Origin of the sequence: Paenibacillus sp. PDC88 (genome assembly GCF_900106725.1) — a bacterium.
Taxonomy (GTDB): domain Bacteria; phylum Bacillota; class Bacilli; order Paenibacillales; family Paenibacillaceae; genus Paenibacillus; species Paenibacillus shunpengii.
This window is the reverse complement of sequence record NZ_FNNT01000005.1, coordinates 164902-186246: the sequence shown is the minus strand read 5'-3', so window position 1 is coordinate 186246 and position 21345 is coordinate 164902. Positions and strand designations below refer to the sequence as shown.

The following is a 21345-nucleotide window of genomic DNA, read 5'->3' as shown; positions in this document are numbered from 1 at the left end:
ATACGATTCTGTTACAATGAAACCGGGAGGGGAAGTATAGTGGATGTGTACAAGGAAAAAGTGGAATACTTGACACCATTCTTATCTGCCAGAATCATACGTGTTCAGAAGACGGGGAACCAAGAAATGACCAGATGGAATATCCATAAGGAGACGGAGCTATTGTTGATCCTTCACGGGGGAATGGATATTTATATTGAGCAGACAGGCTACCCGCTCCGTACTGGTGATGTGCTGCTCATTCCCTCGAATATTATGCATCGTTCTCAAAAGCATCATGATGAACATGATCTGATCTATCTTGTGCTCCAGTTTGAGATGAAGCAGGTATTGGACCGCAGCTCTATGATATATATGCCTTATTTCTTCAATCCACTGAACTCGCTTACCTCACTAAATCACGTGATTATGGTGAACTCAACCCTACGCCAAAAAATATCCGATAAGATTCAATTAATTAATGTGGAAGCAGAGAAGAAAGAGGCAGGCTTCGAGCTTGCCATATCGAATAGTATCCGTTCCATCCTGCTTCTGCTGCTTCGTTCTGATCCGAATCTGAATGAGCGGAGGATGGGCCCAATATTGGAACGACTGCTGCCGGCACTAGATTACATAGAAGAACATTTAAACGAGCCCTTGAAAACAAGCGATATAAGTCGTTTATTGAATATGAGCTATTACCATACTGCACACCTCTTTAAGAAGGCAATCGGTATGTCTATGGTTGAATACATGAATTATAAACGTATTAAGCGGGCTGAAATTCTCCTCACCATTCATCATAGGACCGTCTCCCAAGCAGCGTACGAAGTGGGTATCCACAACCTATCCCACTTTAACAGGCTATTCAAGCGATGGAACGATTCAACGCCAAAAGCTTTTCAGTTAGCTATGAGGGGACCTGATGTAGAATCCAGCTCTGAGGAAAGGCGTCCAACCAAGGCTCCTATTGATCCCGCTTTCTAAAAGGTGCTGGTGTGATCTATCATACTAATCTAATGAATAAGACTGCGGTCCATCGTTGAATAACGGCGAGATGATGGAAGTTCCTGATTTCGGCAAGCCGCCTGAGAACTGGGAAATACTAGACCCTGACAGCTTGGTAGCCTATCGTTTCTAAATAGAATTTTATAAGGAGTTTAATCTACGAAGGAAGCAGTTGAAGAACTGCTTCTTTTTTAGTTTTCTATATTACTTTTGGAGTGTCAAAAGCGATCTGAAGGGGAGCTGCCCCTGTTGTGCAAAAACATCTGCGCAGGAGTGTTTACTTGCTCCGGAGGATACTTCTAGCTGAGGCTATAAAGTTGAAATGGTACAATTCCAGGTTGATGCCAGCCATTGAGAGATATTCTCCATCGAAACATAATGAGGGAGAGCAAGGCTTTAGTAGAAAACGAAGGGAGACTTAACTATGATTACGGATGAACAGTTACAGCATTATGAGGAGCAAGGTTATATTATCTTTGAGGATTTGTTTTCGGATGGAGAGATAGCCAAAGTCCGGAGCATTGTTGACCGCTTAAACGAAGAGTTTGAAAGGAAAATGGAGCAGGTTGGACGGTCAGGTATCAGTGTAGAGAATAAGATCAGCTTTAACATGCATTTAACAGCACAGGATCCCTACATGAACAGTTTCGTCGGGAACGAGAAGATGGTTTCTATCCTAACCGCTCTGTTAGGTCCTAATGTCAAGCTGTATTGGGATCAGTCCGCTTATAAGAAGCAGGAGGCAAACCGTGACTTTCCGTGGCATCAGGACAACGGCTATGGACCGATTGAGCCGGAGCATTACGTAACTTGTTGGCTCGCTCTGGAAGATGCCACGATAGAGAACGGATGTATTTGGATTCATCCCGGAACGCATAAGCTAGGACTGGTGGAGCATCGAGATACAGATGTCGGTAAGCAATGTTATTTCGGTGAGGATCCGGGCATTCCTGTGCCTCTACGCAAAGGCAGTATGGTGGCTTTCCATTCCTTGCTCTTCCATCGGAGCACGCCAAATTGCAGCGAGACGATCCGTAAAGGTTATATTATGCAATACTCCGTTGATGGCGCATTCGATCCAGGGACTGGCAAAGAGTTTGACAACGGTCCTGTCATTGCACGAAACGGCAAGCCGGTACTGACGGTCTAACGGGCTATGAATGCCTTCTCCCGAGTTGTGAGAAGCATAGTGTTGCGTTTCTGTCCGTATGACAGTAAGCGCTCCAATTGGGGTGGTAAATTGCACATTTTAGGAGGTTAGGCAAAAGTGACATCGAATTCTATATGGATGTCATACGAGAAGATGCATCTCTATTCGAAATAGAAGAGGAGATCGAGCAAAGTGAATCAATCGTTACAGCCGGTTACAGGCAAAAGCATACATTACCAATTACAGCTGTCCGTGCTTGTTGCGGCGGAAGCTCCTTATACTTCCTTACAGCTCCGGGATTATTGTTTTCCTTATTGGACCTGCAGCTTTGTCCAGAGAGGAAGGGTCATCACGGAGACCAAGGGTGTACGAAAGGAGCTGCTGCCCGGTTCACTGATGCTCCATCCGCCTAATATTACGTTCTCGGAGTGGACCGATACGCCAGGAACCCATCTCTGGTTCGCCTTTCAGGCAACATTGGCACAGAACTTGGAATTGTTCCATTTGTATCCGGTTCCGCTTACGCTGGAATTTAGTCGTAGTGAGGAATACGTATTACAGTTTTACCGTATGTTGTCGAAGTGGAAGGATAAGATGGACCCTTTCCGGGATCAAGCCGTTTTTGCGGAAACGTCCGGCTTGTTTCATCTGATTCTTCTCGAATGGGAGCGGCAAGGCAGGCCTATACGGGAAGAGGAAGCAATGTCAAGCCAAGATCGGTTCGCAAAAGTAATACATTATATGAAGGAACATCTATCGATCAGGATTAGCAGGGAAAGACTGGCAGAGTTGGTTCATCTGCATCCGGTGTATTTCGATCGGGTGTTTCGGGATACTTACGGAGTTACGCCGATGGACATGCTCAAATCGCTGCGACTTCGTCTGGCAAAGGAGAAGCTGGAGAGCACCTCCGATACATTGGAAGTGATAGCCGGTGAATGTGGCCTCGGCAGCTCCGCCTACTTCATTCGAATCTTTAAACAGGCAGAGGGGATGACCCCTGGTGAATATAGGGAACAAACGCAAAGACATGCAAGAAACTATCTCTTCTAGGAGGGGGAGCTAATATGGAAAGCCGGAGGCTGGAATTTTGTGCTGGAAATACGATGAGGCACGAGCTGTACGATAATCTCTTGAAATTGAAAGATAAGCAATATGACGTCCGGGTCAACGGATGTATGGGCCGATGTCGCGAATGCAGAGAGCAACCTTTCGCTCTACTTGACGGACAGGTAATCGCTCTGGAGAAAGGTGAGGCTTGATAACAACTATGCTCGGCAAACAATAAGCAGCGAAAGTTTGAGCTCGCATACCGAAGGAAGCATGGAACAACTGGGCATCACAGCAGTAAGAAGGAACTAATTAAATCCTACCGGCAATTACATCAAAGCAGGCTCTCTATTCTAGAGGGCCTGCTTTGTCGTAATTGCCGAGGTTTTTACGAAAAACGCTAGGTGAATAGCCGTTGCGCTTTTTGAATATTCGGGAGAAATAAAACACGCTGTTAAAGCCACAATCCAAGGCAACCTGCTCGATACTGCGGCTGCTGCTGATGAGCAGCACCTTAGCCTCCTCCAGCCGTTTGGTAATCAAGTCATCCTTGGGGCTTGCTTTAAAAAATTTCTGATATAGCACCCAAAAACGCTCCGGACTGAGATTCACAAGCTTAGCCATCCTCTCCACGTTCCACGGCTCCTGATATTCGGAGTGAACCTGTGCCCGAATCTCAGTAAACTTATATCGCAGCTCCTTCTCCAGGGGCGTATATGATTCCAATTCCTGAGTTAACTTCTTCTGTCTACCTAATTGAAGGAAAAGGTCCTCGACCAGCAAGGTAATTCGCTCCACCGTGTAGGGCTTGCGGTGAAACAGCTCATGCTCCAGCGCACGTGCGGTCGGCAGCAGCCAGCCGGGGTCGCCTGTAGAAATAATTTCATTGAACGGAACGTCATATTGCTCCGCGAGCAGGGGAACCTGTTCTCCGGATAAGTGAAACCATATGTTACGAAAGCCATCCGTCATTCCAGGTGCCGAGCGGTGATACTCGCCGAAGCTTGGATCATGGAGAAGGCAATCGCCGATTCGGCCCTGTTCCATTCCTTGCGCCGTCCGGGCAACGAAAGGAGTCATAAAACACAAAAGCACGTAAGCATGGAAGCCGGCAGGTCGATCTAAGATGAAATCAGGCTCGTGTGGCGTGTTGATTCCCATGAGAGTAACTTGGATGCTGTTTGACATACTCATCCCCCTATGCCATTTACAATTATCATAAAAGAAAAAGATAAATTGTCAAACGGTTAGTCCATGTGAAGTTAGTAAGAGAAAGCTATAATCAAATTATGAATATATTGATTTGTGTAAAGGATGGTCGGGATATTGAACATGAAGAAAGATTCGCTAACTGGCAAGCACATTGTATTTATTGCCGGAGAGGATGAGTATATGTCTGAAATAACCTTACCGCAGGTAGCAAAGGAGATTTCCGACGGGCATGGGGCGAGGGTGACAGTACTGACTGCCTCTCCTGAACCGAAGGAATCAGCCAATCTACCGGGATTGGAGAAACTGGCTTCAGTGGATTTGATCGTGCTCTACCTACGGTTTCGCGAGCTGCCAGAGGAGCAGTTTCGTCCGTTGCTCGCTTATGTCCAATCTGGCAAGCCTATTTTAGGCTTTCGAACCAGCACGCATAGTTTCCGTTATCCGGAGGGACATCCGCTGGAGGAATGGAATTCTCGCTTCGGGATCGAGGTACTTGGGGCGCCTTGGATTCGCCACTATGGGCATTCATCGAGCACTGACGTCTCGATCTGCCGGGGAGCTGAACATCATCCCATAGTGGAAGGGCTTCCGTCAAGCTTTCACGTTCGGTCTTGGCTGTATCACGTACTGCCCTATCCGCCTGAAGGAGCACAGCTGCTCTTGAACGGTCATACAGTGGATCCGGAGCTCAAGGAGCAGACGATCAATGCCCCTCGAATTCAACCTGTAGCTTGGACCCGGAGGAATGCTTGGGGAGGCAATGTATTCATGACCACCCTAGGTCATCCGGAGGAGTTCACCATGCCGGAATTTCGAAGATTAATCAACAATGCCATTCACTGGCTGCTGAAGGAGGATGAGGGTCGATGATGAAGGCAGCCGAAATCATAGGAGAGAAGCTTGCCGTAATAACGGATAGGGAAAAGCCGGCGCTGCCGGAGGGCTGGGCTTTGGTGAAGATTCATACGGCACCAATGTGCGCTGAATACAAGAGCTTCCTGCAGGGGCATGTAAGCAGCTGCCTGGGGCATGAAGCGGCAGGAGAGGTCGTTGAGACAGCTTCGGGCAGTAACATTGCCGTCGGCAGCAGGGTTGTCGTCATGCCGCAGTATCCTTGCGGACGTTGCCAGCTATGCATCACGGGCGATTTCATCCACTGCGAGCACAGCTTTCCCTATTCCGCACCTACCATGGCCCAATATATTGCGAAGCCCTCCTGGCTGCTGCTTCCCATCCCGGATCAGCTTAGCTATGACGAGGCATCGCTTGCCTGCTGCGCGCTAGGGCCGTCACACGGGGCCTTTTCTACGATGGGAGTGGATGCCTTCTCCACCGTGCTCATTACAGGACTAGGACCAGTAGGGCTTGGTGCCATCGTAACGGCCAAATACCGCGGAGCGAGAGTCATCGCGGTAGAGTCGAACGAATACCGCATCGACCTTGCCAAGCGGCTCGGCGCCGATGAAATTATCGACCCGCGTCAGGAAGATGCGGTGAATCAGATCAAGTCATTGACCGATGGACAAGGTCCGGACTTCGGGTTGGATTGCTCCGGAGCCGTTGCCGCTCACCGTCTGCTAATCGATGCGGTCCGGCGAAAGGGGAGTATTGCATTTGTCGGGGAATGCCACGCAGAGACTCCCATTCGGATCAGCCAGGATCTGCTGCGCAAGGGTATTCGACTGATCGGCTCCTGGCACTATAATCTACGCGAGTACCCTCAGCTCATCAAGCTGATTCAAAGCTCCCCCCAAGCGAAGCAGCTCATAACGCATACGTTCCCGATGAGCCGTATTCAAGAGGCCTTCGAGGTATCGGCATCGGGGCGCAGCGGGAAGATCTTACTACATCCATGGGGTGATCGATGATGAGAATTGGGATGAACACGCTTCTATGGACAGAAAACTTTAGAACGGAGGAGCACCAAGGGCTGCTATGGAAGTTGAAGAATTGGGACTTCGATGGGGTCGAGCTGGTCGCTGATGCCATCCCTGCCGCGGAAGCTTCGAGCATCGCTTCTATGCTGAGAGAAGTGGGACTTCAGTGCACGACGATTGCCGCCTTGGATGCGAACGTCGCCGACCCGGCAAGCAAGAATCCGATGCTGCGAAGAGCGGCGGCAGACACGTTAAAGCTAGCTATCCGCAACACGAAGGAGCTCGGAGCGGAGCTGCTCTGTGGACCGCTATTTCAAGGATTAGGTCGCTTCACGGGACGTGGGCCCGAGCCAGAGGAGTGGAACTATGCCGTAGAGACGATTCGCGAGGCAGGGGAATATGCTCAGGATTTGGGCATTCGGCTTGCATTGGAGCCGCTGAATCGGTTTGAAATGTATATGGTGAATACACTGCGGGAAGGAATGAGGTTTTGCCGTGAGGTTGGACTTCCCAACGTAGGCCTGCTGGCGGATACCCACCACGGCAATATTGAGGAATCTGATGTAGAGACATCGTGGCAGGAAGCCGCCGAGTTCATTTATCACGTGCACATCTCCGAGAATCACCGAGGCGTGCCTGGCTCAGGACATGCGGTTCCACCAGCACTGTTCCGGCTGCTGCAGGAGATTGACTATGACGGATGGCTGACCATCGAAGCCTTCAGTCAAACAGTGCCGGGGCTGATCCCTCGGCTTCATATTTGGCGAGCATATTCCGAGCATACCGATGATGCAGCCAGGCTCGGAATTGACTATATTCGTCGCCATCTTAAGGCAGGGGGAACAGATTAATGCCGAATGTCGAACGAAATGGAATTCGTATTCATTATACGCAACGAGGAAAGGGTATCCCGCTCATTCTTCTGATGGGTTTGGGGGCCGACGGATCCTTGTGGGAGCTGCATGCAGCAGAATACGAGAAGCATTATCGGTGCATACGGATTGATAACCGGGGGGCAGGAGGCTCAGATAAGCCAGCAGGACCCTACACTACCGAACAAATGGCCCAGGACACGCTGGCGGTTATGGATCAGCTTGGTATTGCCAAAGCGCATATTGCCGGTATCTCAATGGGCAGTGCCATTGCGCAGCATGTCGCTCTAGAGAGCCCTGAGCGGGTCTTTTCCTTATCCTTGCACTGCTCGTGGATGGCTTGTGATACTTACACGAGACGAATATTCGAAACGTTTCGCTCCGCGTATGACGTTCTGCCTATAGAGGAATTCCAACGCCTGCTGCAGCTGTTTATCTTCACTCCTCAATATCATGAGGACCATTTGGATGATCTCCTCCTGAGGCAGCAAGCGGCTGCAGCCGCTAAAGGACAGATGCCAGTGCACGCCTTCCAGGCCCAGTGCGATGCTTGCCTCGCACACGATACGATGGGAAGGCTAAGGGAAATTCAAGTGCCTGTCTTGCTAACGGTAGGGGACCGGGATATTTTCACACCGCTTTCCCTAACACAATTGATCCAGCAGGAAATCCCTCATGCTGAGTTGGCGGTCTTCCGAGGCAGCGGGCATACCCACCATTGGGATCAGTTGGAGGAGTTCAATCGGCTTACGACAGCATTTCTAATGAAACAGAGGGAGGCTTGAGAAGTATGACCCAACTATCTATCGGCTCCTGGGCGTTCGCCTTCGGACCGTTTGAGCAAAATCCTTGGCCCTTCGAGCGAGTATTGAAATATGCTAAGGAGGCGGGTTATGACGGCATTGAGGTGAACGGCTTCCTTCCTCACCCGGTACCGGAGCTTTACCCAACGCGGCAAATGAGGGCCGAGCTGTTGCAGCTCATCCAGTCTTATGGGTTAGGAGTATCCGCCTATGCCCCCGATTTTCGCATGGTGCCTCCGGCTATCGTAACGAAGGAGTCCTATCTGGAACTGCTGAAGCGACATGTTGAATTTACGAAGGATCTTGGTGCTGACTTGCTTCGTGTGGATACAGTGACCCCGGCTGGTCCGCTAAACGGTCGGGAGTATCAGGAACGCTTTGCACGTTTAATCGATACGTGGCATGCTTCCTCTGAGATCACTGCTGAGGCCGGCCTTCGGCTGGTCTGGGAGTTCGAGCCGGGCTTTTGGCTGAACAAGCCGAGTGAGGTGCTGAGAACGGTTCGAGAGGTACAGCATCCTTCCTTCCAGATCTTGTTTGACACGAGCCATGCCTATATGAGCGGTGTGATAGGTGCTAAACAGGATGGGGAGAGGGAACTGCTGACCGGGGGAGTCCTTGAGTATGCATCTTTGCTTGATGGCCATATCGGGCACTTTCATCTGATTGACTCTGACGGCACACTGCACGGCGAGGAGACTAGCACACACGCCGAATTCGGTGCCGGTTACATCGACTTTCAAGCACTCCTTGCATCCCATTCAGCCACCTTCAACGCACTTTCGTGGTGGTGTGTTGATTTCTGCTTCAATGCGGAGGCGGAAGTGTGGGGAAGAGAAGCCGTTCCCTTCATTAAGCAGCTAGTCAAGGAGGCTGCCACGCAATGATGAGATTTGGCTGTCAAACCTATACTTGGCAAATGACTTATCAAGTCTATAAACATCGGTTTTCCGACATCCTCGACGTCATTGCCGGAACCGGCTTTAAGGGGGTCGAGGCGGAGATCTGCATGCTGGGGGCGTATTATGAGGACCCCGCCCTGCTGTCAGAGGCAATTGAGTCCAGAGGGCTTGAGCTTGCCGCATTAACGCTGGCGGAGCCGTGGCTGGCTGGGAAGGAGAGTGCAGCGGAGCGAGAACAGGCCGACCGCTTAATTCGTTACCTGCAGCATTTTCCCGGTGCCAAGCTGATTACCGTCCAGCTGCCCGGTACAGATCGCAGAGAGCTGGAGGCCAGACAGCAATCGGGGAGCGGGCAGCAGAGGCTGGAATCTGCTGCGCATATCATCCGAATTCCCCGGCAGGGTCTGTATTCCGTACCGCTTCTGACTATGAAGTGTTGTTCCGCGGACTCGATGAGCGGTATGTGGGCTATTGCCCGGATTCGGGTCATATAGCCAGAGGAGGTATGGATGTCCTTGAGGTGATCCGTAGACACCGGAACCGTATTGTCCATGTACATTTCAAGGATTATGACGAGAACACGCGGGAGTGGAGAACCATGGGCCAGGGAACGCTGCCTCATTCGGAGGCAGTTTCGCTTCTTCGTGATGCCGGCTACGAAGGATGGATTATGGTAGAGGAGGAGTCGGCTTACGCGAAGGCGAAGCCTGAAGCGGCCACACGACAGAACGCAGAGTACCTGGAGCTATGCTTTACCGAATTTGCAAAAGGATGAGATATAAGGTTGAGAGATGGGGACTATTGAACCCTGAAAGCTTTGCAGCCTATCGATTCTAAATAGAATTTTATAATGAGGAATTGGGCTTTAATCTACAAGGAAGCAGTTGAAGAACTGCTTCTTTTTTTAGGTCACTATTATACTTTTGGATACTCTCCTTTAATACCAAATCAACAATAACCTGGACAAATTGTGGTCCGGATACGTTGGTTGCCTTGTGGTGCGTACATCCGCTCTTAGCAGTCACTACGAAATCTGAAGTGATTCTGCCGGACGTCTATAAGGTATTTCTTGCTGCGAAGCGGTTTTTGCAATCTTTTTTATTAAGATAATCATATGTCTCTTAAGAAAATGGTATTTAAGCTTCTTGAGCCTACACGTAATATTATTGGAAGATACGTCGGATCAATTTTATTTGTAAGGGACAAGGGTCCATAGAAGAGAAAATATTTATAGGGAACCGAATTATTGAATAATGAAAGGATGAGGAAAGATGAGACAAACGATTATTTTGCGTTCCTCTTGGCAGGTAGTCAACATTGGAGATATTGCTCATACTCCTGGGCTATTAGCGATTTTAGAGAAATATATGCCGCAGACGCAGGTCGTTCTATGGCCCTCTAAAGACTTCACGGTTGAAGTAGAGGATATGATCTGCCGCAGATTTCCCCAATTGAAGGTGGTAAAGGGCACAATCGGAGAGGACGGCAAAGCCTCCAATGAAGAGCTGCAGATGGCGCTTGACGAAAGTTCCTTCCTATTGCACGGCTCCGGTCCTTTGCTGGTGGGGCGAGATGAGGCGGAAGCTTATGTCAAGTTTTACAAGAAGCCTTTTGGGGTATTCGGGATTACTTATGGAGGCTATAACGAAGGTGAATGGTGCCGGGAGATTCATAGCCTGGCCAAGTTTATTTATTTTAGAGATTCTGTATCCCTTCAAAAGGCAATCCAGGATGGTGTTTCTAGTCCGGTTATGAAATTCGGGCCAGATGCGGCATTCGCAGTGGATTTGGAAAATGATGCGAAAGCAGAAGTATTCCTCCGAGAAAACAAGTTGGAGCCAGGAAAGTTTCTTTGTTGTATTTCGAGGCACCGGTATACTCCATATTGGGAGATTAAAGATTGGCCGTATGATGCCGATAAGGATGCTTTCAACCAGCAAATGAAGGAACAGGATAATGCGCCGTTGCGAGAGGCGATCATTCAAGTTGTCAGGAAAACGGGACTGAAGGTACTGCTCTGCCCGGAGGACAAGAGCCAGATGGCATTTGAGAAGGAAATGATTTATGACCTGCTCCCGGAGGATGTTCTTCCTAATGTTGTTTATAAAAGTGAATTTTGGCTGACGGATGAGGCTGTAAGCGTGTACAGACAATCTGCGGGGTTGTTCGGAAGTGAGATGCATTCCCCAATTATGTGTATTGGCAGCGGGATTCCTGCGATCGTATGCCGGTGGGAAGGTCAGACCACTAAGGGCTTTATGTGGAGGGACATCGGGTTGGGTGATTGGTTATTCGATCAAGACCAAGAGGCAGAAATGAGCCGATTGGTGCCAGCTGTTCTAGATATGGCCATTCATAACGAAGCGGCAAAGGAGAAGGCACTGGCAGCCAAGCAAAAAGTAGAGAAATTGTATGTGGAAATGGTGGACACGTTAAAGAATTGTTTGAACGCTTGATTGCAAGATGTGGTGAGGAGCCAAGGGATTTTCATCGATGATTTAACATCATTGAAGATTAGCTGGCTCGTAATAAGACAAGGGGCACCTTTATAGGTGCCCCTTGTCTTATTACTGGTGCCCGTTTAGTCCGTCCCTGTACTCTTGCGGGGTTACACCGTAGTATTTTTTAAACAATTTAATAAGATATGGAGGGTTCTGGTATCCAAGACTGGCACAGATTTGATAAATCCTCTCATTCGTATGTTTGAGGAGCATAGCGGCTTTTTCCATCTTAAGACGAATGATATATTCACTTAAATTTTCCCCTGTCTGACTCTTGAACAACATGGATAGATAGGCCGGATGCATGCCGATATGGTCGGATATGGCTTGTAAGCTGACATCCTCTGACAGTCTGTCATTAATAAACTGCTGAATAAGAAGAATTGTATTACTCTTGGCATTAAGGTTCTCTTTATTCAGATCATCAAAGATCTTAGATGTGACCCGTAGCGCCCAATCCTTTAATTGCCGTATGCTCAGGAACGGTTGACGTGAATAAAAGGGCTCATAATCAATACCAATCAGATCTTCTAGCGGCTTTCCGTTCTGGTGTGCGGTATAGGTAAAGGAGGCTCCCAAATGCAGGAATACCTCTTGCATATGCTCTTGGGAGCCGCTCCAATGCTCCTCCAGCTCTCTTGTAATAGACTCGATCTTGGCAAGAGCAGCCTCACGTTGCCCCATATCCATAATCTGATTCAACGTTGGCGTTTCATATAGGCTTCGCAGTGATTTATAAGGCTTAGTAAAGCCTTTATCGGACATACGTATGAATATATCCCGATCGTTGCCGATGTTGCGTCGCATTATAGTGATGGATTCTTGGTAAAGCGGGGATACATCGTTAGGAAATTGTCCCCAACTGCTCATAACCAGGGAAATATTCCGTTTCAAATACGCTTTAACATTCTCTTGCAGTTGGAGCGCGGTTTGCTCAAACAACGTAGAGCTGGCGTTGCTGTTTACACCAAGCTCGGAAAACTCCGCAGCCTTCTTCTGTTTAAGCTTGGCAACCAAGACCAAATAATTGTGTTGATCGCGACCGGAAAGGAGATCAAAATGCTCTCCAAATGTTTCTTCTGCGATGTTATTAACTGCGTACTCGAACAGTGTAAGGCTCTGTGAATCGGAGGTGGGAAAGCCTTCCTCCAGACGAACGACAAGTATTGATATGGAGTCGTCCTGCTGAAAGGCAAGTCTCAGCAGATTCAGCTTCCCTTCAAGCTCATAAGAATTCCATCGTTTTCCCGCCAGCAAGCTGTCGAGGAACTGAGACCTGAGTACGGGCAGCTGCTCCCTGATGGCAGAAGCCATGCTCTCGACGGAATAGAGTGCCTCCGTCTCCTGACGATAGGCTTCTAGCATGCGGTTGACCGCTTCAAGGATTTCCTCATCGCTGGCAGGCTTCAGCAGATATTCGCTTACCTGAAATGCCATCGCTTGCTTGGCGTATTCGAAGTCAGCATGTCCCGAATGAATGATACATTTGGTCTTTTGGTTCAATTCGCGAATTCGTTCAATCAACTCCAATCCGCTTAACCCCGGCATCCGTATATCGGTCAGAACCACTTCTATAGGAGAGGTGGCCAGAATCTGCAATGCTTCCTTACTGGAATATGCGGTATAAACATGGTGAATATTAAGATCTACCCAAGGCAGCGTTTCAGCTAACGAATCCGCTACCATTCGTTCGTCATCCACAATTAATAATTGAGCCATTATTCATTACCCCTTGTCTGCTGCCGAAGGCCAATACAGCCATATCTTCAGCCCGCCATAAGATGATGATTCTATTCCAATTCCCGCTGATTCGCCGTACTTCAGATTGATCCGCTGGGCTACGTTCCATAATCCGCACAGATCATCTTCTTCCTTCGAATTTGCGATCTGAGCAATCAACGCTTTTTGTTCCTGCTCCTGAATGCCGGGACCATTATCCTCCACACAGAGCATGTAGAAGCCGTCCTGAGTAGAGGCTGTAATTCTAATATAGCCTGCTAGTTCACTCTTGGATATTCCATGAATAATGGCATTCTCCACCAAAGGCTGCAAAATGAGTCGGGGAACTTCTACTTCAGCCATATTTTCAGGCAAATTTATATCGTAAGTCATCCCATGCATTCTGAGCTTGTGAATCTCAAGATAGTTATATATCAGCTTAAGCTCTTCCTCCAGAGTAGTCTCGGCTTTACCTAGTCGAGTTGCTGAGCGGTAATAAGCGCCCAAGTGCACCGTCATTGAGACAACGGCATCCTCCTCCCCTTTCTTAGCACTGTACTTAATAAAATTCAAGCTGTTGTACAGGAAATGAGGATCGATCTGGGATTGCAGTTGCTTCAGTGTAGCTTGCTGCAACCGGATTCTGGACTCGTAGATTGACTCGATCAGCTCCTTGATCTGACGGGCCATATTGTTAAATTGAAAGACCAATACGAAAAACTCGTTCTTGGAATGGTACTCGACCTGTGTGGAGAAGTCTCCCTTCGCAATAGCACGGGCACCTTTCAAGAGTTTACGAATGGGAATCTGTACATTACGGTAAATGTAATACGACAAAATAAGGCAAAGCACAATTAATACGGCAGCTGATGTATAGAAGATCAGGCTGGAACGATAAATGGGAGCTAAAGCTTCATGGATTGGAACATAATCTACTAGATACCAGCCAAGCGTATCAATTAGTTTATAAGTGACCAAGTATTTCTCGCCTTGGAGCTCCAACGTCTCATGACCGGAGCTTGTCATCGTCTGGTCATTCAGAATTGTTCCAAGTTGTTCTATATGTGCAAGCTGAGCAGTGTTGCTTACAAGTGGTTCATAGCCAGGACTGTACAGAAAAGGGTCGTGCACATTGTGTCTGTTCTTGAATTTTTCTAACATTTTGATCAAATTATTTGAACTAAAGCTAATCTCCGAAACAATCCTGTAGGAATCCAGCGGAGCATTGGAAGAATACTTGGGCTCGCTAAAATGTCGGATGAAATAGGGCTGTCCGTATTTATAGTCGGTCGGCATAAACTTCCAAACGGGCGTCATGTTGTTCTTCAGAAACGCCTCGTCATAAGTGCTTAGTCCACTATCTGAAACCGCTTTCTTATTTGCGGGAGAATAAACCGTGATCTGGTTGTTCCAGGGAAGGGACAGACTGTTGAGTTTAAGTTTTTCGTAGATATTGTATATTGTGTTGTACCTGTCGTAAGGGTGCCTGGACCCTTCGAATGTAGTAAAGGTCGATAGATTGCTGTCCCGGTTCATGGTCAGGGCGAAGACTGACATCTGGTTGGCTATAGTCTCAATTTGGCTGGTTAATAAGGACATGTATGTTTCGCTTGAACGGTGAATTTCATTGCGAACAACCTTCGTTCCAATCAGATTTTGATAGTAGTTAAGTCCAATAAGCGGTATAAGCATAAATAGCAGAATCAGGTTAATTTTGGCAAAGGTACTGAGTGTATGAAACTTATTTTTCCGCAATTTATTCCCCTCCGGGCTTGTCTGACTCTAGTTAACATTATGCTAAACCAAGTCTAGACGCAAAGTAAATAGTAGAGTTCAGGATTCTTAATATAACATATCGGACCTTAAGAACGTGTTCTTTTTCGGTGTTTTAGGCCTGTGCTAGAGTGAACATAACGGCATACAGCTATTGGAGGACATTGAAGGAGATGAGGAAAAATGAGTTTGAGGAAACAAAATAGCGTGCTATATCTCATGCTGATCCCTGGTTTTATTTTAACATTTATTTTTCATTACTTGCCCATGGGAGGGTTAGTTATTGCGTTTCAAGACTTCAAACCTTGGTTGGGTATTACTAACTCTGATTGGGTAGGGTTAGAGCATTTTCGGACAGCCTTTACGAGACCTGACAGTGTTCAAGTGATATGGAATACGTTCTTGATTGCTATTATGAAGATTATAGTCAATCTAGTTGTACCTATCATTTTCGCCTTGTTGTTAAATGAAATACGACACATGATGTTTAAGAGAATCGTACAAACTCTCGTCTACTTGCCCCACTTTTTGTCTTGGGTTATTCTGGGCGGCATTGTTACGGATCTGGTATCTTCTCAGGGGTTGATCAATACGGTGATTTTGCCTTTCTTCGGTCTTGATCCCATCATGTTCCTTGCGGACGGAAACTGGTTCCGTTTCATCGTTGTCTTATCGGACATTTGGAAGGAATGTGGATTCGCGACAATTGTGTTCCTGGCGGCCTTATCCAATGTAGACCCTTCCTTATATGAGGCGGCAGAAATGGATGGAGCCACCCGTTGGCGCCAGACATGGACGGTTACTCTCCCGGCTATCGTACCGATTATTGTAGTAGTGGGGACTTTGGCTATGGGGAATATTCTGAATGCAGGCTTTGACCAGATCTTTAACTTGTATAATCCTCTGGTTTATGAACAAGGTGATATTATTGACACCTTCGTCTATCGGGTGGGATTGGTAGGCTCCCAATTCGGACTTGCTACGGCAATAGGGATGTTTAAGTCCGTGGTAGGATTTGTGATGCTCATTATAGCCTACGTTTTGGCCTACCGTTACGCTGATTATCGTATTTTCTAGGGGGACTAATCATGTATTACAAAACAAGACCATACAAAATCTTTTACGCATTTAATGTTCTGATACTAGGCGCCGTTGCCGTCGGATGCATCCTTCCTCTTATCCATGTATTGGCCGTCTCTTTCAGTGAGGGAGTAGATGTAACGGCAGGACGTGTAACTTTTTGGCCCGTGAACTTTAATTTGGACTCTTATATACAGACCTTCCAGGATGATGGCTTTATCGGTTCGTTTGCCAACTCGGTTCTCCGGCTTATACTCGGCGTCAGCATTGGTATTACGGTTACCGTTTTGACTGCTTATCCATTATCGAAGATGGATTCTCTAAAAGGTGGCCGTATGATCACGTGGTACTTTGTGTTTACCATGTTGTTTCATGGCGGACTGATCCCTACTTATATTGTCATCCAGAAGCTTCATCTGATGAATTCTATCTGGGCTCTTGTTCTTCCGGTCGCCCTTAACGTCTATAATATGATCCTTATGCTGAACTTCTTCCGAGCTATTCCCAAGGAACTGGAGGAAGCGAGTCTGATCGACGGGGCTGGTCATTTCACAACCCTTCTTCGGGTCTACCTTCCGGTTTCGCTGCCGTCCATCGCGACTATTATCCTGTTCGTGGCCGTCTTCCATTGGAACGCATGGTTTGATGCTCTGATTTATTTGAAGCAGGATAAATGGCCGATGAGCACTCTGCTGCAATCCTTGGTGAAGGCGCCAGATCCCAGCATCACGACATCGGCAGAGGACGCGGCTAATATCACCGAGCGCACACTCAAATCAGCCAAGATATTTATAGGTACACTCCCTATTCTTGTAGTCTACCCTTTCCTCCAGCGGTTTTTCGTAAAAGGAATTGTTCTGGGTGCTGTTAAGGGCTGATACTCGAATATTAAAATCTTAAATGGGTCTTAAGATAACATAACTGAACTTAAGGATGTACTCTTTGAATCCGGTTACATTATCCTTAAACTAGGATTTGTTATACGCTTCAAATAACGAGGGAGGTTATAAAATGTCAAAAACATTATACAAACTGTCGGCTATTGTATTAGCCACCGCTTTGACGATCACGGGTTGCAATTGGGGTTCCCAGTCCGACTCCAGTTCGGAAACGGCTCCTGCGACGTCTTCGGACAACGGTTTCTCAAAAGGGAAATTCGAGACACCGGTCACTATGACCACAGTAGGATATGTGAACGCGAGCTTTAAATTCAAAAATGGTGAGACCTTGGAGAACAACATCTTAACGAAGTGGGTAAAGGACAATCTTAATATAGATATCAAGTACAATTGGACGACGGCAGAAGATCAATATAAGACCAAAATCATGCTTGATATGTCCTCCGGAGAGGAGATGCCCGATGTTGTCTATGTCACCGATCCTCAGTTGATGAGCGACCTGATTGATTCGGGCCGATTTAAAGATATTTCAGAGGACTTCGAGAAATATGCTTCACCTGAGGTGAAGAAAATTTATGAGAAAGACCCAATGTATTGGGCTCAGGTAACCAAGGACGGCAAACGCTACGGGCTTCCTCAGCTGGGTAAAGTCATGAATAACGATCCGCTTCTATGGATCCGAACTGATTTCCTGAAGAAGGCCAATCTTGAGGAGCCGAAGACATTAGATGACCTGGAGAAGGTCATGGAAGCAATGAAAGGTACGGAGCTGGGTAACCCTCCGCTTGCTGTATCCATTAAAGATGGGGGCAAGCCATATACATCATGGCGCGGGGATACTAGCTGGGTATTCGGTGCATACGGTGTTATTCCGCACTACTGGAACAAATGGAACGGGAGCGACAAGCTGGAGTATGGATCCATTCAACCGGAGGTCAAACAAGCGCTTGCCCGATTGGCTGAGTGGTACAAAAAGGGTTATCTCTCTCCGGACGTAGCCATGATCGATGTAAGCAAAAGTGACGAATCCTTCAAGAATGGCAAATCCGGAATCATGACCGGACCGATCTTCCAAGGAAACTCTGTACGTAATTTCCTGTGGAAGAACGAACCCGATGCAACAGTGAAGCCTATTCCGGTGCCTACAGGTCCGGATGGCAAGTCGGGTAGACGTTACAGCCCGGTTCAGATTGGTGCCTTCCTGATCAACAAAGACTTCAAGAACCCGGAAGCATTTTTTCTCTATGTCAACAAAATGTTCGAATTCTCCAATCCGAAGGCAGGCGGAGAGTTTGATAATGGATATTTCGAAGGTTACGATTACGTTATGAAGGATGGCAAACCTTCCTCCGTGGAAGCTGACTTCCCGGATAAAACGAAAGTAGAGCCCTTCAAATATATGCTTGGTGGCCAGTGGTTCTTTGACCCTATGCAGGAGCTAAATGCTTACCAGAAGTTCTACAATGGGGAAAAACCTTCTACTCCTTTTGAAACAAAACTTTATAATTCAATTTCCGATAAAGAAAAAGCAGATCCTAAATCAGTATTAGAATGGCAAGCTGCCCAAATCACCTTGGACATGAAAGACACATCCATTGAGGATCTTTTCACTGGTGCGATGACAGAGACGATGAAGTCCAAGTGGGAAGGGCTGATTAAGCTCGAAACTGAAACGTTCGCAAAGATCATCTACGGCAAGGCTCCAGTTGATGAATTCGACACTTTTGTAACGCAGTGGAAGGAACTAGGCGGAGATAAGATTACCGAGGAAGTAAACGCTTGGTATCAATCCATTCAAGGAGAATAATAACGTTTATGGTGAAGTGGTCCCGGAGCTCAGTGAGCGACGGGACCACTTTCCTAAATTGGACACGGCGATATATCCCATTGGTTTGCCGAATATACGAAGATTGTCAATTGGCCTATGAACGATATAACGTTTCGATCTGGTTATCCAGCTTGTTGATGAGACAAAACATTCAGTTTAAAGGGAGTTATCATGCGATATGCTATCCATACTGGGCTTTCTCGCCGCTGCATTTACAACCATTTCCTTCCTGCCCCAGGCGATTAAGGTTATTCAGACTAAAAATACGGCGGGAATTTCCTTCGGCATGTATCTGATTCTAACAACAGGCCAGATTCTGTGGGTCATTTACGGATTAATAACCGAACAGACGGCTATCTGGCTAGCTAATCTAATTACATGCACTTTAGCGATTATAATTCTTAAGTATACCTATAAGGATCTTAAACGTTCAAGAAAACCAGAGAGTAAATAAATGACTTGAATTGAATGCTAGCAATAAGGCCTTTGGTCAATCCGCTACCTACCGTGCGCTGCGGGTATATAGGTGGGATCTACCTAGAGCTTATCACGCTTTTGATAAACATAGAAAAGGCCGTGCATGTCCAATTGCGTTATTGGATGGTACGGCCTTCTGTCTTTTGACACCCCTCTTGCCACGTTTAACGGTTCTTGAGATAAGTCGAAGGCGGCATGCCGGTTATCTTTTTGAAGAGTCTGCTGAAGTAATAAATGTCTTTGAAGCCAACTGCTTCCGCTGCTTCTGATACATTGCAGTAGCCCCCGAGCAGAAGATCGCCGGCTTTATTAATTTTTAGCTGGTTCTGATATTCGATGGCTGTCATGCCGGCTGTTTGTTTGAAGACAGTGCGAAAGTAAGACGGACTTAGTCCTACACGAGCAGCAAGCTCGTCGACAGAGTACGTTTTGTGTACGTGGGCTTGCAAATCATCCATTAATTTTTCAATCGTATGGGCTTGTGGTGTAAGAATCAAAGGCTGACTAAATTGTCGGACAATGAGATAAAGCATCTCCATGAGCAAACCTCTGCAAAGAAGTAAGTAACCTGGTTTTTTACTAGTCCATGACCGATACAGCTTGCCAAACAGCTCATGCATTTCATATCCATATGAAGAGGCCATACAGCGCGGGAGACTTTCAATGGCTTTTTCCGCCGTTCCCTGCAAGTCGGCCAGTTCAAAAGCAACGGTTAGAAAGGACCACGGGTCATGAGGGTCGCTGGCGGCTCCATGCTGGTAGAGCTTGGGGAATAGCAGAACATCGCCCTTGCCTACGTTTACTTGCTCGTTGTTGTAATGATATTCAGCCTGACCGGACTTGCAATACGCAATAACATAATGGGGGTTGCAGAAGTTGCTTCGCAGCCTCCACTGGGGATCAGGATGGCGATCGAGAACATACATGATATCCGTTACTACGAAATCATGGCCGGCTAACGTTGTTGCATGGTTCATGGAAGCGGTGCCTCCTCATGTCGTTTTTATATATTATAGAGCAGGAGACGAGGTTTGTGTTATATATTCATGTGAAAATTAAAGGCAGATTGTACAAATAAAACGGCGAACTCGGCATGGTTCGACGAATGTAATCGGATTATGATGGAATCATTAGAAGTCGTTGTGGAGGGTGAATAATATGAATACCTTGTCGGTAGCGGTAAAACTTTACGACAATTATGAACGGTTAGAAGAAATTAAGCATTATTATGGGCTTCTAGCCATTTATGGTCTGCTTCGAACAGCAGAAGCGGGAGGAGATAATCTACTGATGGAACGCTGTCTTGCTATTTTAAAGCGCTTTCCAGATGAAGTGGACCATCCGCCGTACAACTTTCCGAATTATCGGATTGGTGGAATTGCGAGAGCGTATGCGTTCATGAAAGGTCACGTGCCTGAATCAGCGAATCAGATAAGGGAATATGCGGAGGAACTTATGCAAGCTCCGAGAGATGATAAAGGCATTCTGAAGATGCCCGGCGCTCCAGAGGCAAATCTAATCTGGATCGACGTGGCGATGGCAGCTACTCCCTATCTGCTGTTCTCTGGTATTGGTCTCCGAGAGGAGCGTTATATAGAAGAGGCGGCTAACCAAACGTTTCTTATGATCGAGGAGTTTAGAAATCCCGAGAACGGACTGCTTCATCAATGTAAAAATTTTGTTGGTCCCGGAAGATTCTCCGAGGATCACTGGAGCCGAGGGAACGGCTGGGGGTACATCGCTTTGACCGAGCTGGTACAATATTTGCCCCGTCAATCACCGTACCGGGAACGTGCGGAGCGGGAGTTCAGGGCACTGTCCGAGGCGATGCTGCCTCACCAATCCAAACGTGGTTTCTGGAGACAAGAAATTCCGTTTGAATATTCGTACGAGGAGTCTTCCGGCACAGGGCTGATTCTGTACGGATACGGAGTGGGGTTGCGGCTGGGGCTTCTAGATAAGGAACGCTTCGGAGCTGCATTTGAGCGCGGAATAAATGGGCTATATAGACACGGCGTGACGCCCGAGTTCGACACCGAGCTTAGCTGCCCCGGTAATTTGTGTCCCGGCGAAGGAGAAGAGAAGGGAACCGTGAAGGCTTACGTTACTCTTCCTCTTCCTTATCGCAACGAGCATCATAGCTTCGGCTCGTTCTTACTCGCGTTTTCGGAGGCTTATAGGCATGGATATCACGAGTTAATCACGGAATAGTGAG

General features: G+C 47.4%; 20 protein-coding genes. 16 read left to right on the top strand and 4 right to left on the bottom strand.

Features of this window, described 5'->3' with window-relative positions; genetic code table 11:
* The first annotated feature begins 39 nt into the window (after positions 1 to 39).
* The 4 genes from BLW49_RS16755 to BLW49_RS16740 all read left to right on the top strand — a co-directional run bounded on the left by BLW49_RS16755 (position 40) and on the right by BLW49_RS16740 (position 3399).
* Positions 40 to 966 carry a helix-turn-helix domain-containing protein gene (locus BLW49_RS16755; protein ID WP_090725678.1) on the top strand — a complete coding sequence of 309 codons (927 nt, stop codon included), beginning with the start codon at positions 40 to 42 and terminating at the stop codon, positions 964 to 966.
* Positions 967 to 1411: 445 nt separating this feature from the next.
* Positions 1412 to 2137, top strand: a complete 726-nt coding sequence (locus tag BLW49_RS16750) for a phytanoyl-CoA dioxygenase family protein (RefSeq protein ID WP_076314761.1) — start codon at positions 1412 to 1414, stop codon at positions 2135 to 2137.
* Between the two features lie 192 nt (positions 2138 to 2329).
* The gene (locus BLW49_RS16745) at positions 2330 to 3190 is read left to right on the top strand and encodes a helix-turn-helix domain-containing protein (RefSeq protein ID WP_090725676.1); all 861 of its coding nucleotides are present in this window, start codon (positions 2330 to 2332) and stop codon (positions 3188 to 3190) included.
* A 14-nt stretch (positions 3191 to 3204) separates the two neighbouring features.
* Positions 3205 to 3399 (top strand): DUF1450 domain-containing protein, encoded by a 195-nt coding sequence (locus BLW49_RS16740; protein WP_076314759.1) that lies wholly within the window; start codon positions 3205 to 3207, stop codon positions 3397 to 3399.
* A 136-nt stretch (positions 3400 to 3535) separates the two neighbouring features.
* On the opposite strand, the gene BLW49_RS16735 is transcribed toward BLW49_RS16740, so the two are convergent.
* A complete protein-coding gene (locus BLW49_RS16735; RefSeq protein ID WP_177178763.1) occupies positions 3536 to 4375 on the bottom strand; it encodes a helix-turn-helix transcriptional regulator in 840 nt (279 codons plus the stop codon).
* Between the two features lie 144 nt (positions 4376 to 4519).
* On the opposite strand from BLW49_RS16735, the gene BLW49_RS16730 reads away from it, so the two are divergent.
* The 7 genes from BLW49_RS16730 (at position 4520) to BLW49_RS16700 (ending at position 11309) form a co-directional block, all read left to right on the top strand.
* Positions 4520 to 5269, top strand: a complete 750-nt coding sequence (locus BLW49_RS16730) for a ThuA domain-containing protein (protein ID WP_256209814.1) — start codon at positions 4520 to 4522, stop codon at positions 5267 to 5269.
* Positions 5266 to 6267 carry a zinc-dependent alcohol dehydrogenase gene (locus BLW49_RS16725; RefSeq protein ID WP_090725672.1) on the top strand — a complete coding sequence of 334 codons (1002 nt, stop codon included), beginning with the start codon at positions 5266 to 5268 and terminating at the stop codon, positions 6265 to 6267. The genes BLW49_RS16730 and BLW49_RS16725 overlap by 4 nt, the downstream gene beginning before the upstream one ends.
* Positions 6264 to 7127, top strand: a complete 864-nt coding sequence (locus tag BLW49_RS16720) for a sugar phosphate isomerase/epimerase family protein (protein ID WP_090725671.1) — start codon at positions 6264 to 6266, stop codon at positions 7125 to 7127. Before BLW49_RS16725 ends, BLW49_RS16720 begins: the two co-directional genes overlap by 4 nt.
* Positions 7127 to 7933, top strand: coding sequence for an alpha/beta fold hydrolase (locus tag BLW49_RS16715; protein WP_076314755.1), 807 nt, complete (start codon positions 7127 to 7129; stop codon positions 7931 to 7933). The genes BLW49_RS16720 and BLW49_RS16715 overlap by 1 nt, the downstream gene beginning before the upstream one ends.
* Positions 7934 to 7938: 5 nt before the next feature.
* Positions 7939 to 8838 carry a sugar phosphate isomerase/epimerase family protein gene (locus tag BLW49_RS16710; RefSeq protein WP_090725669.1) on the top strand — a complete coding sequence of 300 codons (900 nt, stop codon included), beginning with the start codon at positions 7939 to 7941 and terminating at the stop codon, positions 8836 to 8838.
* A 214-nt stretch (positions 8839 to 9052) separates the two neighbouring features.
* Complete coding sequence (locus tag BLW49_RS16705; protein ID WP_177178761.1) at positions 9053 to 9628, top strand: sugar phosphate isomerase/epimerase family protein; 576 nt, start codon at positions 9053 to 9055, stop codon at positions 9626 to 9628.
* Positions 9629 to 10124: 496 nt separating this feature from the next.
* Positions 10125 to 11309, top strand: a complete 1185-nt coding sequence (locus BLW49_RS16700; protein WP_090725666.1) for a polysaccharide pyruvyl transferase family protein — start codon at positions 10125 to 10127, stop codon at positions 11307 to 11309.
* Positions 11310 to 11420: 111 nt separating this feature from the next.
* Here the strand turns inward: BLW49_RS16700 and BLW49_RS16695 are convergent, their stop codons facing one another.
* The gene (locus tag BLW49_RS16695; RefSeq protein WP_090725664.1) at positions 11421 to 13073 is read right to left on the bottom strand and encodes a response regulator; all 1653 of its coding nucleotides are present in this window, start codon (positions 13071 to 13073) and stop codon (positions 11421 to 11423) included.
* A 6-nt stretch (positions 13074 to 13079) separates the two neighbouring features.
* Positions 13080 to 14828 carry a sensor histidine kinase gene (locus BLW49_RS16690; RefSeq protein ID WP_256209799.1) on the bottom strand — a complete coding sequence of 583 codons (1749 nt, stop codon included), beginning with the start codon at positions 14826 to 14828 and terminating at the stop codon, positions 13080 to 13082.
* Positions 14829 to 15029: 201 nt separating this feature from the next.
* Here BLW49_RS16690 and BLW49_RS16685 point away from each other — a divergent pair, with 201 nt between their 5' ends.
* From BLW49_RS16685 to BLW49_RS16670, 4 genes are all read left to right on the top strand, one after another.
* Positions 15030 to 15923, top strand: a complete 894-nt coding sequence (locus tag BLW49_RS16685; protein ID WP_076314750.1) for an ABC transporter permease — start codon at positions 15030 to 15032, stop codon at positions 15921 to 15923.
* Positions 15924 to 15934: 11 nt separating this feature from the next.
* Positions 15935 to 16804, top strand: a complete 870-nt coding sequence (locus tag BLW49_RS16680; RefSeq protein WP_076314749.1) for a carbohydrate ABC transporter permease — start codon at positions 15935 to 15937, stop codon at positions 16802 to 16804.
* A gap of 133 nt (positions 16805 to 16937) precedes the next feature.
* The gene (locus tag BLW49_RS16675; protein ID WP_090725663.1) at positions 16938 to 18632 is read left to right on the top strand and encodes a type 2 periplasmic-binding domain-containing protein; all 1695 of its coding nucleotides are present in this window, start codon (positions 16938 to 16940) and stop codon (positions 18630 to 18632) included.
* A 199-nt stretch (positions 18633 to 18831) separates the two neighbouring features.
* Positions 18832 to 19107 (top strand): SemiSWEET family sugar transporter, encoded by a 276-nt coding sequence (locus BLW49_RS16670; RefSeq protein ID WP_076314747.1) that lies wholly within the window; start codon positions 18832 to 18834, stop codon positions 19105 to 19107.
* Positions 19108 to 19294: 187 nt separating this feature from the next.
* On the opposite strand, the gene BLW49_RS16665 is transcribed toward BLW49_RS16670, so the two are convergent.
* Complete coding sequence (locus BLW49_RS16665; RefSeq protein WP_090725661.1) at positions 19295 to 20107, bottom strand: AraC family transcriptional regulator; 813 nt, start codon at positions 20105 to 20107, stop codon at positions 19295 to 19297.
* 181 nt (positions 20108 to 20288) lie between these two features.
* Here BLW49_RS16665 and BLW49_RS16660 point away from each other — a divergent pair, with 181 nt between their 5' ends.
* Positions 20289 to 21341: a glycoside hydrolase family 88 protein gene (locus BLW49_RS16660; RefSeq protein WP_090725660.1), complete on the top strand. Its 1053-nt coding sequence runs from the start codon at positions 20289 to 20291 to the stop codon at positions 21339 to 21341.
* The last annotated feature ends 4 nt before the right edge of the window (positions 21342 to 21345 follow it).